At 66.9% G+C, this 15,270-nt stretch carries 12 protein-coding genes; 4 read left to right on the top strand and 8 right to left on the bottom strand.

The window, feature by feature from the left end:
* Positions 1-139 precede the first annotated feature (139 nt).
* Positions 140-769 carry a metalloregulator ArsR/SmtB family transcription factor gene (locus tag I55_RS11955; protein ID WP_044560803.1) on the bottom strand — a complete coding sequence of 210 codons (630 nt, stop codon included), beginning with the start codon at positions 767-769 and terminating at the stop codon, positions 140-142.
* 113 nt (positions 770-882) lie between these two features.
* Here I55_RS11955 and I55_RS11950 point away from each other — a divergent pair, with 113 nt between their 5' ends.
* Entirely contained in the window at positions 883-2,322 is a 1,440-nt protein-coding gene (locus I55_RS11950) for an MFS transporter (protein WP_044560799.1), read from the top strand.
* A gap of 72 nt (positions 2,323-2,394) precedes the next feature.
* Here I55_RS11950 and I55_RS11945 read toward each other — a convergent pair whose 3' ends face one another.
* Positions 2,395-3,093, bottom strand: coding sequence for a Spy/CpxP family protein refolding chaperone (locus tag I55_RS11945; RefSeq protein ID WP_083901044.1), 699 nt, complete (start codon positions 3,091-3,093; stop codon positions 2,395-2,397).
* 249 nt (positions 3,094-3,342) lie between these two features.
* Here I55_RS11945 and I55_RS33000 point away from each other — a divergent pair, with 249 nt between their 5' ends.
* Entirely contained in the window at positions 3,343-6,069 is a 2,727-nt protein-coding gene (locus tag I55_RS33000; RefSeq protein ID WP_049974048.1) for a DUF3369 domain-containing protein, read from the top strand.
* Positions 6,070-6,174: 105 nt separating this feature from the next.
* On the opposite strand, the gene I55_RS11935 is transcribed toward I55_RS33000, so the two are convergent.
* From I55_RS11935 to I55_RS11920, 5 genes are all read right to left on the bottom strand, one after another.
* Positions 6,175-7,014: a ProQ/FINO family protein gene (locus I55_RS11935; protein WP_159107176.1), complete on the bottom strand. Its 840-nt coding sequence runs from the start codon at positions 7,012-7,014 to the stop codon at positions 6,175-6,177.
* Between the two features lie 350 nt (positions 7,015-7,364).
* Positions 7,365-7,529 (bottom strand): hypothetical protein, encoded by a 165-nt coding sequence (locus I55_RS37015; RefSeq protein ID WP_159107175.1) that lies wholly within the window; start codon positions 7,527-7,529, stop codon positions 7,365-7,367.
* Between the two features lie 58 nt (positions 7,530-7,587).
* Positions 7,588-7,998: a helix-turn-helix domain-containing protein gene (locus I55_RS11930; RefSeq protein WP_044560789.1), complete on the bottom strand. Its 411-nt coding sequence runs from the start codon at positions 7,996-7,998 to the stop codon at positions 7,588-7,590.
* Between the two features lie 571 nt (positions 7,999-8,569).
* Positions 8,570-10,465 (bottom strand): methyl-accepting chemotaxis protein, encoded by a 1,896-nt coding sequence (locus I55_RS32995; protein ID WP_049974047.1) that lies wholly within the window; start codon positions 10,463-10,465, stop codon positions 8,570-8,572.
* A gap of 185 nt (positions 10,466-10,650) precedes the next feature.
* Positions 10,651-11,895: an acyltransferase family protein gene (locus tag I55_RS11920; RefSeq protein ID WP_199902566.1), complete on the bottom strand. Its 1,245-nt coding sequence runs from the start codon at positions 11,893-11,895 to the stop codon at positions 10,651-10,653.
* Positions 11,896-12,075: 180 nt separating this feature from the next.
* Between I55_RS11920 and I55_RS11915 the strand changes: the two genes are divergently transcribed.
* On the top strand, positions 12,076-12,954 hold the full coding sequence (locus tag I55_RS11915) for a LytTR family DNA-binding domain-containing protein (RefSeq protein ID WP_159107174.1): 879 nt from the start codon (positions 12,076-12,078) through the stop codon (positions 12,952-12,954).
* A gap of 247 nt (positions 12,955-13,201) precedes the next feature.
* Positions 13,202-14,161: a PAS domain S-box protein gene (locus I55_RS11910; protein ID WP_044560785.1), complete on the top strand. Its 960-nt coding sequence runs from the start codon at positions 13,202-13,204 to the stop codon at positions 14,159-14,161.
* Here the strand turns inward: I55_RS11910 and I55_RS11905 are convergent.
* The coding region (locus I55_RS11905; RefSeq protein WP_044560784.1) for an acyltransferase family protein at positions 14,162-15,270 on the bottom strand (1,109 nt) is incomplete at its 5' end.

The raw sequence follows: 15,270 nt of genomic DNA, 5'->3' as shown, positions 1-15,270 counted from the left end.
ACCCGCTCTAACCCTGTCCGTGATAGAGCGGATTTACACGATCAGGTGATTCCACCTGATCGCGTTCCGCTCTAGGCACCTTGGCGGTGTCTCAATTTGAAATCTGATAGGGATGACGGGGCGTAGTCGCCTTATCCCCCTATCTATCCTCCACGATGCGATAGGCGCAGCGCCGGGCCCCCTGGGGAATGTGCTCCGCACGTTCCACCCGGGCGCCGGGCAGCAGGGCCCGAAAGGTTTCCAGTTCCGACCGGCAGAAGCCGGCACAGGCGGTGGCGGCGGCGCAGATGGGGCAGTGGTTCTCCACCAGCAGCCAACTGCCGTCCACCTCCCGCCAACTGTCAGCCATGTAGCCCTCGGCCGTGCGTAGGGTGGTCAGGCGACTGATACGGGTGGCGAGGTCGGACGCGTCGGCCAGTCCGGCGCTATAGCGGGCCAGGATGGTCGTTTCACGGGCGGTGATGACGGTGTCCAGGGCGCCGGCGCCCAACTGGGCCACCAGCGTGGACAGCAGGGTGGTGGTCAGCGCGGCGTGGCCGTCGGGAAACCGGGCATGGCCGGCCGAGGTCAGATGCCACAGCTGGCGGGGTCGTCCCCGGCCGGCGGCGCCCTCGCTGACGCTTTCCACCAGCCCGTCCTCCGCCAGGCGTGCCAACTGCTGGCGCGCCGCCTCGCCGGTGATGCCCAAGGCTGTGGCCAGGCCGGCGGTGGCCTGGGCGCCATCCGTCTTCAGCAGCAGCAGCAGGCGGTTCACGGACGGCTGGCGCATCATATTTCCAAGTTATAGCTTGCTTTAATAAGTGGGATGGATATTTTCCAATTAATAACTTGGAAAAAATTATCCGGCAGGTCAAGGATAAGCCCGCAAGGAAAAGCTCCCTCATGTCCGCCCATCCCAAGCCTGATCAAGACCGGGACGCCGTTCCGGCCTCCGTCTTCCAGCTGTTCGGAACTGCCCTGTTGCCCGCCACCCTCATGCTGGGCGGCGGCGTCACCCTGTTCGCGGTGGAGACCTACGTCACCGCCACGGTGGCACCCTCCATCGTTCGCGATATCGGCGGGCTGGAGCTGTTCGCCTGGGTTACGACCTTGTATGTGGCCGCCGCCATCCTGGGATCGCTGTTCGTCGCCCTGCGCCCCCGGACGCTGAGTCTGCGCGGTGTCTATACCGTGGGCGCCCTGGTGTTCAGCGCCGGCAGCCTGGTGTGCGCCCTGGCCCCGACCATGGCCGTGGTGCTGATGGGCCGCACGGTGCAGGGCCTGGGGGCCGGCATGCTGTCCGGCCTGGCATACGCCTTCATCCGCCACGTCTATCCGGAACCGCTGTGGCGCAAGGCCTCCACCCTCTATGCCGCCGTCTGGGGTATCGCCACCTTCCTGGGCCCCACCGCCGGCGGCCTGTTCGCTGACGGATCGGACTGGCGGCTGGCCTTTTACGTGCTGCTGCCGCCGGCCCTGCTGATGGCGGCCTTTGCCGGGCGTCTGCTGCCGGCGGTGGCCGACGAGCGGACGGACGCCCGCACGCCGCTGCCCCAGATCGGCCTGCTGCTGGTCGCCGTGCTGCTGGTCAGCACCGCCGGGACGGAGGAGCGAACGGGCATCAAAGTGGCGCTGCTGCTGGCCTCATTGGCGCTTATGGTCGTCATGCTGGGGGTGGAGCACCGTGCCGCCACCCGCCTGCTGCCCCAGGGGGCGGTGACGGTCACCCAGCCCATCGCCCGGCTGTATCTGGTCATGGTGGCGGTGATCGTCACCGTGTCCAGCGACGTCTACATTCCCTATTTCCTCCAAACCCTGCACGGGGTGGCGCCATTGGCGTCCGGTTACCTCGTGGCCCTGGTGGCCCTGGGCTGGACGCTGACCGCCTTCTTCACCGGAACGCTCAGTGGCCGGCGGGCCGCCTGGGCGGTCACCGCCGGCTGCGCGTTGGAGGCCGGCGCCACCCTGGCGCTGGCGCCCCTGCTTGGCGGCGGCGAGGTTTGGGCCTTGGAATGGGACGGCCTAGCCGTCATGGCGCCGGCGGTCCTGGCGATGCTGCTGATGGGCGGTGGCGTCGGCCTGTGCTGGGCCCATCTGGTGGCCGGCGTCGTGAAATGGGCGGATGCGGCCGAGCAAGACAAGGCGTCGGCCGCCATCGCCACGATGCAGTCGCTGGGTGGGGCTTTCGGCGCGGCACTGTCCGGCGTCATCGCCAACAGCGCCGGGCTGGTGGACCCGGGCGGGCAGGCCGGCGGCCAGTCGGCGGCGCACTGGCTGTACCTGCTGATGGCGGTGCCGGCGGCGGCCGCCTGCCTGGTGTCGCTGGTTCCCAACCGCACGTGATGCGAACAAAAATGGCGACGGATCCCAACGATCCGCCGCCATCTTCTTTACTGGGCACCCAATCCGTCAGGATCAGTTGGCGTCATCCATGTCCGGCGGGGGCGGCATGTCGCCGTCGTCATCGCCGTCGGGGCCGGGGCGGCCGGGGCCGCCGTGCGGGCCCTGGTCACCGCCGAACCCCGGGTGGCCGCCACCGAAGCGCGGGCCGCCGAAGTCATGATGGCCAAAGCCGTGATGACCGAAGCCGGGACGTCCGCCGGGGCCGCCGAAGTGCGCCAGCATCTTGTCGGCCGTTTCCTTCTGCTCCGGGCTGAAGCTGGCGTACAGCGGGGTCAGCACAGCCTTGAATTCGCTGGCGTGCTTGGCGTGCTCCGCCGCCATCTTCTCGGCGCGGTCCAGGCGCTCGGTCAGCGAGGGCGGGGCGGGGGGCTCCACCGGCTGGCCGGCCTTCCGGGCCGCCTCGATCTTTTCCCAGCGCGCCTTGTGCTCGGCCTCGAACGTCGCGGCCTTCTGCTTCATTTCCTCGGCGTTGGCGCGGACCAGGGCTTCGAACTTCTTCCACTGGCCTTCCTGGGCGGCAGTGATCTTCAGTTCAGCCTTCAAGTAGGCCAGCCGGCCATCCACATGTTCCCATGGGCCGCCATGGTGGCGCTCATGAGGTGCCGGCGGAGCGGGCGGGGCCTTTTCCTGGGCGAAGGCGCCAGCCGCGATGCCGACGGCAAAGACGCCGACCGCCAGGGTCGACAAAAGTTGATTACGGAAGCGGGACATGGATCTACAAGCCTCGTCAGGTTCGTCTTCGCCGTTCTAGAACCGGCTTGACGGATATACGCGCCAACTTGGAAAAGCTGTCGCTGGCGGCCGATGAAACCTTAAGAGGCGTGTCACGGCCCCAACATCTGCGATAGTTTGGTGTAATCAGCCGCCTTTTCTCCAAAGGGGCAGGCTAGATGGGAAACAGCCTGGCAGAGGGCGGTTTCACTGGATATGGGGCCGATGCCCCCAAGGGAAGAATGGCCAATGCAGGATATGGACGGGGCCATGTGGCAGGACGATGAGGATGCGGGAAACGGCTCCCGCCGGGCGGACATCCTGCCGCCCTGGAAGGTCCTGGTCGTCGATGACGACACCGAGGTCCACGCCCTGACCCGCATGGTCCTGAGCCGCCTGCGCTTCCGGGACCGCAAGATCGAGATCCTGTCAGCCCATTCCGGCGCGGAGGGGTTCAAGGTGCTGGCGGAGGAGACGGACATCGCCATCGTCCTGTTGGACGTGGTGATGGAAACCGACGACGCCGGCCTGGTGCTGGCACGCCGCATCCGCCGCGAACTGGGTAACGAGGCCGTGCGCATCATCCTGCGCACAGGTCAGCCCGGCATGGCGCCGGAGGAGCAGGTGATCGTCGACTACGACATCGACGACTACCGGCCCAAGGCCGACTTGAGCGCCGCGCGGCTGACCAGCACCATCATCACCGCGCTTCGCTCCTACGGGCACATCATGGCGCTGGAGGAGAACAAGCGCGGGTTGGAGCGTATCATCGACAGTGCGGCCACCCTGTTCCAGATTCGCTCCATGCGCGACTTCGCCACCGGTGTCCTGACCCAGGTGGGCAGTTTCCTCAGCTGTTCGCCCCTCGGCGTGGTCTGCGTGCACGCGCTGGAGGGCCAGCCGCTGGGCGTGCTGGCGGCCAGCGGCGTTTACGCCCACCTCAACGACCTGCCGGGCGCCGCCATTCCCAGCGTCGACCTGATCGAGCGGGCGCTCGGGACCAAGCGCTCGCTGTTCGTGGACGAGTTGAGCGTGCTGCACATCGCCAGCCGGGAGGTGGGACGCACGGTCGTGCTGATCAAGGCGCAGGAACCGCCGTCGGCCATGGACCAGCGCCTGCTGGAGCTGTTCGCCACCAAAATCCCGGCCGGATTTGACAACGTCAGCCTGCTGGAAGGGTTGGAGGGCGACGTCGCCCGCCGCACGCGGGACCTGAAAGCCACCAACGCCGCCCTGACGGAAAAGCAGGAGCGGCTGGAGCGCCAGGCCCATGACCTGGCCGTGCTGGCGCGCGACCTGGACCGCGCGCGGGTGCAGGCGCAGGCCGCCAGCCAGAGCAAGTCTGAATTCCTGGCCAACATGAGTCATGAGATCCGTACCCCCATGAACGGCGTCATGGGCATGGTGCAGCTGCTGCTGGACACCCCCCTGAATGAGGAACAGCGCGGGTTCGCCCAGGCCATCCGTGAAAGCGCCGAGGCCCTGCTGGGTGTCATCGACGACATTCTGGACATCTCCAAGCTGGAGGCCGGCAAGGTAGAGCTGGACGTGGTGGACTTCTCGCTGGGCGGTCTGTTGGATGGTGTCGCCACCATCCTCGCCCCCCGGGCACGGGAAAAAGGACTGGCCTTCCACACCCAGCTGCTGGCCGGTGACCAGGCCGGTCTAGTGGAAGGCCTGGGCGAGGGGACGGGCGACCGGCTGGCGCTGGTGCGTGGCGACCCCACCCGCCTGCGCCAGATCCTGGTGAACTTGGTCGGAAACGCCATCAAATTCACCTCAGGTGGGGAGGTGGCGGTCAGCCTGGCGCTCACGCCCCAGGCGCGCACCGGCGGCAAGTCGGGCATGAGTCTGCGTGGTGAGGTGCGCGACACTGGCATAGGCATCAATGCCGAACAGGCGGCTCGCCTGTTCGAGAGTTTCAGCCAGGCGGATACCTCCATTACCCGCCGTTTCGGTGGCACCGGTCTGGGCCTGGCCATTTGCCGCCAGCTGGTGCAGCTGATGGGCGGCACCATCGGTGTGTCCAGCGAACCGGGATCCGGCAGCACCTTTTGGTTCACGGTGCCCCTGGAGCCGGCGGAACAACCCTTCCAGGAAGGCTTCACGGCACCTTTACCCGCCAGCCGGCCGTCGCCAGCGGTCTGGGGCGGCAGCAGCGCCCCGCCCTCACCCTCCCAGGGGCGAGGCGTGGGCCGCTGCGTCCTGCTGGTGGAGGACAATCCGGTGAACCAGGAGGTAGCCAGCCTGATGCTGGCCAAAGAGGGCTTCGAGGCGGTGCTGGTGCAGGACGGCGTCGACGCGTTGGAGGCGGTGCGCTGCCGTCGCTTTGATCTTGTGCTGATGGACATCCAGATGCCACGCATGGACGGCATCGAGGCCACCCGCCGCATGCGCGCCATGGGCGCCCGCATGCCCATCATCGCCATCACCGCCAATGCCATGGCCGGCATGCGCGAGGAATACCTGGCGGCCGGCATGGACGATTACGTGGCCAAGCCTTTCGACCGCGGCCATTTCATCGGCAAGGTGGTGCATTGGGCCTGCGGCCAGGCGGCGGAGCCTGGCGTGACGAACCAGACGGTCGCCAGCGTGCCGCCGCTGTTCGGCATCCTGGCGGAGGACAGGCTGGGCGAACTGGCCACCATGGCGGCCCGGCCGGATTTCATCCGCATCGTCACGGGTTTCTGGACGCTGGGTAAGCAGCGGGTGGAGACATTGGCGGAAGCCGCGCGCAACCGCGACCTGAAGGCCCTGCGGGCCGAGTCGCATGACCTGATGGCCACCGCCGGCACCTGTGGCCTGATCCGCCTGCAGGACTTGGCCATGGCCCTGCATGAGGCCTGCGTGGCGGCGGACCTGGAACGCGCCGTGGCCGTGGCCCAGTCGGCGGTGGAATATGGCCGCCAGGATTGGGAATTGCTGCGCGAGCGCTTCCTGTCCGATGTCGAAGAGGCGCCGCCCCCGCTGACTTGACGGGCGAATCCACCCCGGCGAATGCACCGGAGTCAAAACGGCCTCCCCATCACTGAGGAGGCCGTTTCCTTGAGGGGCCGGGATGCCCCCTGGAAGACTCGCGAATTACTGGAACGTGGTGTCCAGGGCGCGCAGGGTCCACAGCGCCTGCTCACGCTCTTCCGGCTCTATACGCTCCGCCCGGGCGCCGTCCAGCGTGACGCGGCGGGTGTTGCGCACCACGGCGGCCAGATAGGCCGGGTGGGCGCGGTAGACGAACAGGAACGCCTCGGCGGCCGCGATCAGGTCGGCGTCGCCCAGGGCGCGGGCCAGTTCCTTTTCCACGGTCAGGCTCAGCGGCACCAGATCCTCAGGGAACGCTTCGGGGAAGCGGCGGCCCAACTGGGCGTGGATCTTGGCCATATCCTCCGGCAACTCCAGCGCCGTCCCAGCCACGCGGGGCAGGGAGATGCTGTTGCCGTCGAAATCGTTCACCACCACGCGGGGCGGCCACAGGACATGCGGCCGGTCACTGGCGTCATCCTCGCGGCCACGGCCAACGCCATGGGGCGGGCGGGTACCGGGACGGGCGGGACGGCCGCGCTGTTCGCCGCCATAAGGGCGACTGTCGCGGTTGTCCTGCGGACGGTTCTCCAGCGCCCGGTAATTGGGGCGGAAATCGCTGTCCGGCCGATCGTAATCATGGTGCGCGGGGCGGTAGGGCGCCTCCCCCCGGGGCTGGCGCCGCTCCTGGAAATCAGGTTCCGGCTGGCGGTCCCCACGATCGAAGCGCCCGCTATCGCGATTGGCGCCGCCGTGGTCCCGGCTTCGGACCGGCGTCGGAGCCCGATCCAGCACCACGACGCGCTTTGTTGCGCCGCGATCACCGACCGTGCCGCGCTGCGCGGCGTCGAGAGTTAGTTTAGTTTCAAAGCCCAGAGGCTTCTTGAGAGATAAAGTTGTCATGGCATCCATCCCGGCTCAAGGCAACGATACCAGTTTTTTGCTGCGGTGCCGCAACCAGAAAGTCAGTTCCGAGCCCTCGTTTGATGCAGCCTTGATTTAACCAGCGTGCATGCCCGGCTCGCCCCGCGTGCCAGGTCACACCCTTTCGATCAATCGGTCCGCACCCAAAGGGTGTGAGCGAATAGAAGGTTAATGGAACCGGAAGCGGAATGAGTATTGGCTCGGAAGTGGCTGGTCGCGACCCCTGCGTGGTGTCGTCTTGCCCCCTGTCCATCACTATCTGCCCCAGCGGTTAAGGAAAGTTTTACAAGCCTCATGCGTAACGGCCCCGCACCACAGTCTTCCTGCTTTCACGGCGCATGTCCGCTACGCTGGCGTTGCAGGGCGGACAATGGCCGCATGCCCATCGAAGACATCGGTGACGCGGCATCAGTGCAAACAAAAAGCCGGATGATGACCATCTTGTCATCATCCGGCTTTTTAAAGCGGTCTGCGGCCTGGATGGTTCCAGTCATGCCGCAGCGCAAAACGGCTAGGCCTTAACGGCTTGCCTGATCAGCCTTTATGAGGGGATCAGCCGTTGTGGTTGGCCAGGGACTTGGCCAGCGCCATGATGCTGTCGCGCACGGAGCTTTCCGTGATGCGGGAATAGGCGCGCACCAGTTCCAGGGTCTCGCGCCGCTCGCTGGGCGGGCGACCGCCTTCCACCGCCGCCTCGATGGCCGGCGCCGGAATCTGGCCCTGGGGGCCCAGGCCGTCGAAGAAGAAGCTGATGGGAACGTCCAGGACCTGGGCGATCTTATGCAGCATGGAGGCGGAGATGCGGTTGGCGCCCCGCTCATACTTCTGCACCTGCTGGAAGGTCAGGCCAATGGCCTCGCCCAGCTTTTCCTGGCTCATGCCGATCAGCGTGCGACGCAGGCGCACGCGCCCGCCGACATAGCTGTCGACACTGGTGCCAGTCTCTTCCTCAGCGGCCAGCATGGTACGCTTACGGGTCTTGCCCCGGCCGGTATTGGGCTTTTCTGTCGTTGTCATGTCTTAAAATCCTGTCGCACGTGAGGGGCAAGGCAGTCTCCCCGGCATCTCCGCAGGCGTGGAAAGTCCGGGGACTTGGCCTTTCGATCACCGCCATCAAGGGCCGATACACGGCACCCCCCAGCACGGGATCGTCGCCTATGTCCGTCGCCCGGCGCCGACCGCCCGCCGGGGCGCATGGGCACCGGGGAAGGGATGGGCCGTACCGGGACGGTCACACACAGGACATCGTAAACAAGTTTACATGCGGTAAATAAGTGAATTCGAATATGCCTGACAGACTACAAAGTAGGGGATAGCCTCCCATCCGGCATCCCCCTACTGCAGAGGTAGTTCTTTATGCGCCGCCAGCGCGTCCTGGCGCCCGGCACCTGACGAAAAGATGCGGGACCTTTGCGCGGTTGCTCGGGCTAAGGGTGGAATCAGGGAGTCGCATGGCCAAATGCCACCGACTCGGGAGAGGCCTTTCTCCCGAGACTGCGGCACTGCATCTCAAGTCAGCGGTAAGCGCTTCGCCTCAGGCGGCGACGATGGCGGACAAGAAGTCGGCCACGGCGCGCTGCAGTTCCTGGGCCTGAACCGACAGGTCACTGCTGGCGGTGAACACCTGACTGGTGGCGAGGCCGGTATCGTTGGCGGCCCGCGCGACGCTGCCGATATCACCGCCCACCCGGGTGACGCCCTGGGCTGCGTCGGTCATGGTGATGGCGATGGCGTGGGTGGCGCGGGCCTGGTCATTGATCGTGCGCTTGATGCCGTCGTTCACCTGGTCGATGCGCTGCACCGCGCCGACGATGTCGCGGAAGGCGTCCACCGCCTGGGCGATGGCCGCCTGCATGGCGGCGATTTCCGCCTGGATCTCCTGGGTGGCCTGGGCCGTCTGGCCGGCCAGACCCTTGACCTCACTGGCCACCACGGCGAAGCCGCGGCCAGCGTCGCCCGCCCGCGCCGCCTCGATGGTGGCGTTCAGCGCCAGCAGGTTGGTCTGCCCGGCGATGGTCTGGATCAGGGCGACGACATCGGTGATGCGGCGCGAGGCCACGGTCAGCCGCTCAATCAGTTCACTGGTGCCCTTGGTGCTGTCGGCGGTGGCGCGGGCCAGCTTGGCGGCCTCCGCCACGCTTTCAAGGACATGCGCCGTGGTGGCCCGAAGTTCATCGGCGGCGGTCACGGCGCCCTGGATGGTGCTGTTGGCAGACTGGGCGGCCGTCTCCGCCGCGCTGGCGGCGGTGGAGGCGCCGGCAGCGGTGCGCGACACGGAACGCGCCGTTTCCACCAAGCCGTGGGCGGCCTCGGTGACAGAGCCCAGGATGCGGCCGGCCTTGGTCTCGAAGCTGTGGGCCGTGTGCTCCAGGGCGCTGCGCCGCATCTCCTCCGCCCGGGTGCGCTCCTGGTCGCGCTCCACGTTCAGGCGCTCCACAGCGCGCGCGTTGTCGCGGAAGACGGACAGGCTGTCCACCATCTCGCCGATCTCATCCTTGCGGGCGGCGGGCAGGGCCACGTCAAGCTGGCCGCCGGCCAGGGACCGGGTGGCGCCGGCCACGGCCAGCAGGGGCGACAGCACGCCCCGCATCAGGAACAGCGCCGCCAAGCCGCACAGCACCAGGCCCAGCGCCGTGCTGACCTGGATGCCGTGGTTAAGGTCGTCGATGACGCCCAGCGCCGCCTGGTTGCCGGCGCGGACCTGGGCCTGGTCACCCTTGGCCACCAGCTTCATGGTCTCCGCCATGCGGTCCAGGTGGTCGTTCAGGCCGTCGACCTGGGCCGACAGCTTCAACAGTTGATCCGCCGGCGCGGCGGAGCGGCCGGCAAGGGGCTTCAGCGCCTGGGCGGTTTCCTGCAGGGCGTCGAACTGGGTCTTGGCCATCTGCACCTTGGTGGCCACGTCACCCAGCGGGCTGTTCTCATTGCTGCCGGCCGCCCGTTCCCGGGCGGCGACCCGGCGCACCTCCTCCAGCCCGGCGGCATAGGTGGTGGCGATGGCGCGCAGGGAATTGTTCAACTCCGCCGGCTCGGCGACGGCCAGCGTGCCCATCAGCGTCTGGGTCAGCAGCACCTGCACCTGCATGTTCTTCAAGGTGGCGGCCAAGCCCAGGTCGGCCATGGCGCCATCGGTCTGGGCGGTGGTGCCCTCCAGGATGGAGCGGGACTGGCGGGCGATGCCGATGCCGATGGCGCTCTGCAGCAGGACCAGGAATAGCAAGGTCCCACCCACCACCATGAACTTAGAGCGCAACCGGGTGGGGCGCGGCACCAGGCGGCCCAGCACGCTTCCCAACCGCGCCAGGCCACGGCCGGCAACCACAGCCGCCTTGCTGGACAGCACAGGCGCCAGGAGGGTGTTCACGGCTGACGTGAACTTGGAAAAGGACGCGAGGGAGAAGGTCTTGCGGGCGGGGAGGGTCTGGCGCATGCGGGCGGCCATCCTGGCAGGTGCGGGAAGGCCCCGGGACCGGCGAAACGGCCGGGGCACGCATCCACCTTACAAACCGCCGCGCCTCCCGGATAATCACAGCCGCGTTAAATTTGGGTTTAAACTTTGCGACATACCTAATGGATTTTATTTAAATGCAAATCCATCTTCGGGATAGGCGCCTCTCACGCCTGCACCGGTTGCGCCTGCCCCTGCGGCTGGGTTTCCGGGGCCTTGGCGGTGTCCGGACTCCGGACAGGGGCCATGCGCTTCAGCCCGAACCAGGGCCGCAGGAAATTCACCCGGCGCACGATCTCATAGGTGGCGAAGCATCCGATGAAGGTGATGACCACCAGCAGGGCCGCCTCCACCCCTTGGTTCAGGCCCAGGGGCGCCAGGTTATGACCCGCCACCACGGTGATGGTCTGGTGCACCAGGTAGAAGGGAAACACCGCCTGCACCAGATAGCGCAGCACCGGGCCATCGCGGTTCAGGTGGCGGGCGCCAAAGCCCAGGGCGGCGACGATGGCCCCCCACTGCTGCAGCGCGTAAACGACACGCATGGCGGCGCGCAGGCCCAGCGGCGGTGTGGGCCCGCCGAAAGGGAAGATCCAGGTATAGTAAGCGACGACGGCATAGGCCGGAACGGCCAGGACCAGCCCCCACCAGCGCCAGCGGACGAAGGCGTCGCGTAGCGGCAACGACTTGGCGATCAGGAAGCCGAAGAGGAAGGCCGTGAATGAGAGGACATGGTTGTACCAGTCGTGCAGCAGCCAGTGGGTGATGGGAAAGCGCAGCTGCAGCAGGTCCAACGCCAGCAGGCCCACGAAGGGCAGGACCAGGAGCCGCCAGCCGGTCAGGCGCGTCTCCAGCAGGTCGCCCACCGCGCGCAGACGGGTACCGGCCAGGGCCAGCAGGGCCGACAGCGCCAGGCTGTACACCAGCAGATAAGAAACAAACCACATATGGTTATAGGTGGGCGTGGTCAGGCAATCGTTGACCCGGCACCAGTGGCCCGTGCCCGACAGGTACTTCAGATAGAAGGCGGGATAGAAGGTCTCCACCGGCGTCACCGCCTGCTCGATCACCTGGTAATAGGTCTGCGGCGGCACCAGCACCAGGACGGCCAGCGCCAAGGGCGGCACCAGGCGGGCCAGCCGCGCCCGGGTCAGGGCCCGCACCGTCATCTTGTCAGCCATGAAACGAGTGGCGGCACCGGACACCAGGAACAGCAGCGTCAGGCGCCAGGGGCTGGTGGCCATCAGGATGGGCGCCATTTCCGGGATCTCATGGGGGCTTTTCACATGCCATTCCCACGGCCCATAGAACATGCCGACGTGAAAGACGATCAGGGTGAAAAAGGCCAACACCCTGATCCAGTCCAGGTCGGGACGGCGGGTCACGGTAGGCGCTGGACGGGAGGTCATCATGTTCTTTCGGCCTCTGGTCGTAAGACGTCTGGCGGGTGGCGGCCCGGGGGTACGATGTCCTACGCTGTCCCGCGATGGCATGTCCGGCCATTTTCGTGACGCGGACGGCGGATTTCGCGTGATCGATGGGGATGGATGGTGGGGAAGCCGGGACAGGCGGATGGAAAAACGGGACCGGTGGTGAACCGCCTTACATCCCTCTGGAATAAGCCCACCCTCAAAGCCTGGGCCCTGGTCTGGCTGGGATTCGCGTTCCTGCCCACCACCATCAACGCCTTCTCCCTGCTGGCGGAATATGAGCGGACCAACCGCGCCATCCCGACGTGGGAGCCCTTCCTGTGGGAATATTCCAGCGGCGTGGCCCTGCTGCTGGTACTGCCCCTGGTGCGCTGGTCCATCAATCATACGCCAAGCTGGGGGGAGGCCCCGCTGCGCTTCATCGGGCAGTACGCGATCTCCGCCGCGGCCTTCAGCGCCCTGCACCTGGCGGCCATGATGATGCTGCGCATGGCCGCTTATGGCGCCCTGGGGCAGAGCTACGACTTCGATGACTGGCGGGATGACCTGCCCTATGAATTCCGCAAGGATCTGCTGACCTACCTGCTGATCGTGCTGGTGGTGGTGGGCGTGCGGCATCTGATCCGCCTGTCGCGGTCCCTGGCCCTGATCGAGGCGACGGCCAACGCCGCCGCAGCGGCACCGGTAGCGCAGCCGCCGCCGGCCCCGGCCCCGCCGACCCCAGCCCCGCCGATCCGCGTGGAATTGAAACTGGGCTCCCGCCGGCTGTATCTGAACCCGGCCGATATTCTGCTGGTCAGGTCGGCCGGCAATTATGCCGAGGTGGTGACGGCCGACGCGACGCATCTGGTGCGCCGCCCGCTGGCGGAGTTCCAGGCGGAATTGCCACCGCTCGACTTCGCCCGGGTTCACCGCTCGCACCTGGTGAACCGCGATGCCATCGTCCGTGTCGACAGCCGCCCGTCCGGCGATATGGACCTTACCCTGCGCAATGGCGCGGTCATTCCGGCCAGCCGTCGCTATAAATCAGAGTTATTCTAGAATAGATGTATGCCCTATCGATTATCGAGGGCGCCAAGACGCGGGCCGTGGGTATAGGTCTAAGGTCCGTTTGAAGTGTGACCGCGCGATGGGCCAGACTGCGACAGCCGGCGGGGGCCCTGATCTTCTATGGGGTTTCACAACTCTCCTTGAAGTGTCCCCAACGACAGGCGCCCGCAAACCCGGCCCAGCCGGTGTCGGCCGGCGTTAACCTTGTTTTTGGGTTGGTTGGAGGCACTGCCGACCGATGGAAGCCTTGTCCCCGCACGCCATACTGGCCGCGATCGTCGACTCATCCGACGATGCCATCATCAGCAAAACGCTGGACGGCACCGTCACCAGCTGGAACGCGGCGGCTGAGCGTCTGTTCGGCTACACCGCCGATGAGATGATCGGCAACAACATCGCCGTCCTGGCCCCACCGGGGCGGGAAGCGGAGATGCCCGGCATCCTCTCCCGCCTGAAGCAGGGGGAGCGCATCAGCCATTTCGAAACCCTGCGCCGGCACAAGAGCGGGCACACGGTGGAGATCTCGCTGACCGTGTCGCCCTTGCTGGACGCCGATGGCAACCTGATCGGCGCGTCCAAGATCGCGCGCGACATCACCCAGAACCGCCGGTCCGAACGCCAAATCTCCTTCCTGATGCAGGAGGTCGACCACCGCGCCAAGAACGCGCTGGCCGTGGTGCAGTCCATCCTGCGCCTGACACGCGCCGACACGGTGGACGACTTCGTCGCCCTGGTGGAGGGGCGCATCTCCGCCCTGGCCGCCATCCACAGCAAGGTGGCCAGCCGCCACTGGGTGGGGATCGACATGGAGAGCCTGGCCCAGATCTCCTTCGACCCCTTCGACTCCGACAGCGCCCGTGTCACCCACGGCGGGCCGCAGATGGTCCTGGGGCCACAGGCCTCCCAGGCGCTGGGCCTGGCCCTGTATGAACTGGCGGGTAATGCCGCCCGCTACGGCGCGCTGAACCACCCGGACGGCCACGTCGACCTGTCGTGGCGGCATGATGACGACGCCCTGTCCCTGAACTGGCGGGAATGGGGCCTCCGGGACGTCCGCCCGCCGATGCGCAAGGGATTCGGCCTGACCGTCTGCCAGCTGCTGCTGGCGGGACAGCTGGGCGGGCGGCTCAATTTCGATTGGCAGGACGGGGGCCTGGCCCTCGGAATCAGTCTGCCCCGCGCCAACCTGATGAGCTAGTCAAGCCGCCTGGGGCTGCACCGCCACGCTGGCGGACGGGCGAGGTTTCAACCCGAACCAGGGCCGCAGGAGGTTAACCCGCCGCACGCTTTCATAAACCGCGAAGCAGGCGGCGAAGGTGCCCAGGACCAGCAGCACGGCCTCCAGCCCCTGGGGTAGCGCCATCTTGGCCAGGTAGTGGCCCAGGACCACGGTCGCCGTCTGGTGCACCAGGTAGAAGGGGAAGACCGCCGGCACCAGATAGCGCAGCGCGGCACCGTCCCGGTTCAGGTACCGGGCACCGAAGCCCAGCGCGGCGGCGATGGCGGCCCATTGGTCCGCGGCGTAGACGAAGCGCATGACGGCGCGCAACGTCTCCGGCGGTACGGCGTCGTCGGCGCGATAGGCCCAGGCATAGGTGGCGAAGGCGCCATAGGCGGGCAGGGCCACCAGCAAGGCCGGCCAACGCAGGCGCAGGAAACCCCGGCGCAGCGTTTCCGATTGGGCCGTCAGGAAGCCGAACAGGAAGGCGCTGAACGACAGCGCGTGGTCGTACCAGTCGTTGACGATCCAGTGCGTCATGGGGAAACGGTCCAGCAGGGCGTAGCGCATCACCCCCAAGAACAGGATGGGCAGCACCAGCAGGCGCCAGCCGCCCAGGGCCGTCTCCACCGCCCGCTCCAGCCGCTTCAGCCCGGCCGCCATGGTCGCCAGCAGGGCGGAAAGAACCAGGGTGTAGGCCAGCAGATAGGCCACGAACCACATGTGGTTATAGGTCGGCGTCATCAGGCAGTCGCCGCCCCGGCACCAATGGCCGCTGGCCGTGACGTATTTCAGGTAGAAGGCGGCGTAGGTGTCCGGATACGCGATCTTCTCCACGATCTCGAAAAAGCTCTGCGGCGGCACGACGACGAAGATGGCCAGCAAGAGGGGTGGCAGCAGGCGGGCCACCCGTGCCCGCGTCAGGGCGCCCACCGCCATCTTGTCCGCCATGAAACGCGTCGCCGCCCCCGACACCAGGAACAGCAGGGTCAGGCGACAAGGGCTGGTCAGCATCATGATGGGTTCCAGCGCCGCCAAGGGATGCGGGCTTTTCACATGCCAGTCCCAGGGCACATAGAACAACCGAC

This window comes from Azospirillum sp. B4, from assembly GCF_000333275.1.
Lineage (GTDB): Bacteria > Pseudomonadota > Alphaproteobacteria > Azospirillales > Azospirillaceae > Nitrospirillum.
Note: the sequence above shows the minus strand (reverse complement) of the source record. Positions and strands in the feature narration are given on the sequence as shown.

Excerpts from the sequence above, each read along its gene's own strand:
- I55_RS11955 (WP_044560803.1), bottom strand. The coding sequence starts at position 769 with ATGCGCCAGCCGTCCGTGAACCGCCTGCTGCTGCTGCTGAAGACGGAT.
- I55_RS11950 (WP_044560799.1), top strand. The coding sequence starts at position 883 with ATGTCCGCCCATCCCAAGCCTGATCAAGACCGGGACGCCGTTCCGGCC.
- I55_RS11945 (WP_083901044.1), bottom strand. The coding sequence starts at position 3,093 with ATGTCCCGCTTCCGTAATCAACTTTTGTCGACCCTGGCGGTCGGCGTC.
- I55_RS33000 (WP_049974048.1), top strand. The coding sequence starts at position 3,343 with ATGCAGGATATGGACGGGGCCATGTGGCAGGACGATGAGGATGCGGGA.
- I55_RS11935 (WP_159107176.1), bottom strand. The coding sequence starts at position 7,014 with ATGACAACTTTATCTCTCAAGAAGCCTCTGGGCTTTGAAACTAAACTA.
- I55_RS37015 (WP_159107175.1), bottom strand. The coding sequence starts at position 7,529 with ATGACTGGAACCATCCAGGCCGCAGACCGCTTTAAAAAGCCGGATGAT.
- I55_RS11930 (WP_044560789.1), bottom strand. The coding sequence starts at position 7,998 with ATGCTGGCCGCTGAGGAAGAGACTGGCACCAGTGTCGACAGCTATGTC.
- I55_RS32995 (WP_049974047.1), bottom strand. The coding sequence starts at position 10,465 with ATGCGCCAGACCCTCCCCGCCCGCAAGACCTTCTCCCTCGCGTCCTTT.
- I55_RS11920 (WP_199902566.1), bottom strand. The coding sequence starts at position 11,895 with ATGATGACCTCCCGTCCAGCGCCTACCGTGACCCGCCGTCCCGACCTG.
- I55_RS11910 (WP_044560785.1), top strand. The coding sequence starts at position 13,202 with ATGGAAGCCTTGTCCCCGCACGCCATACTGGCCGCGATCGTCGACTCA.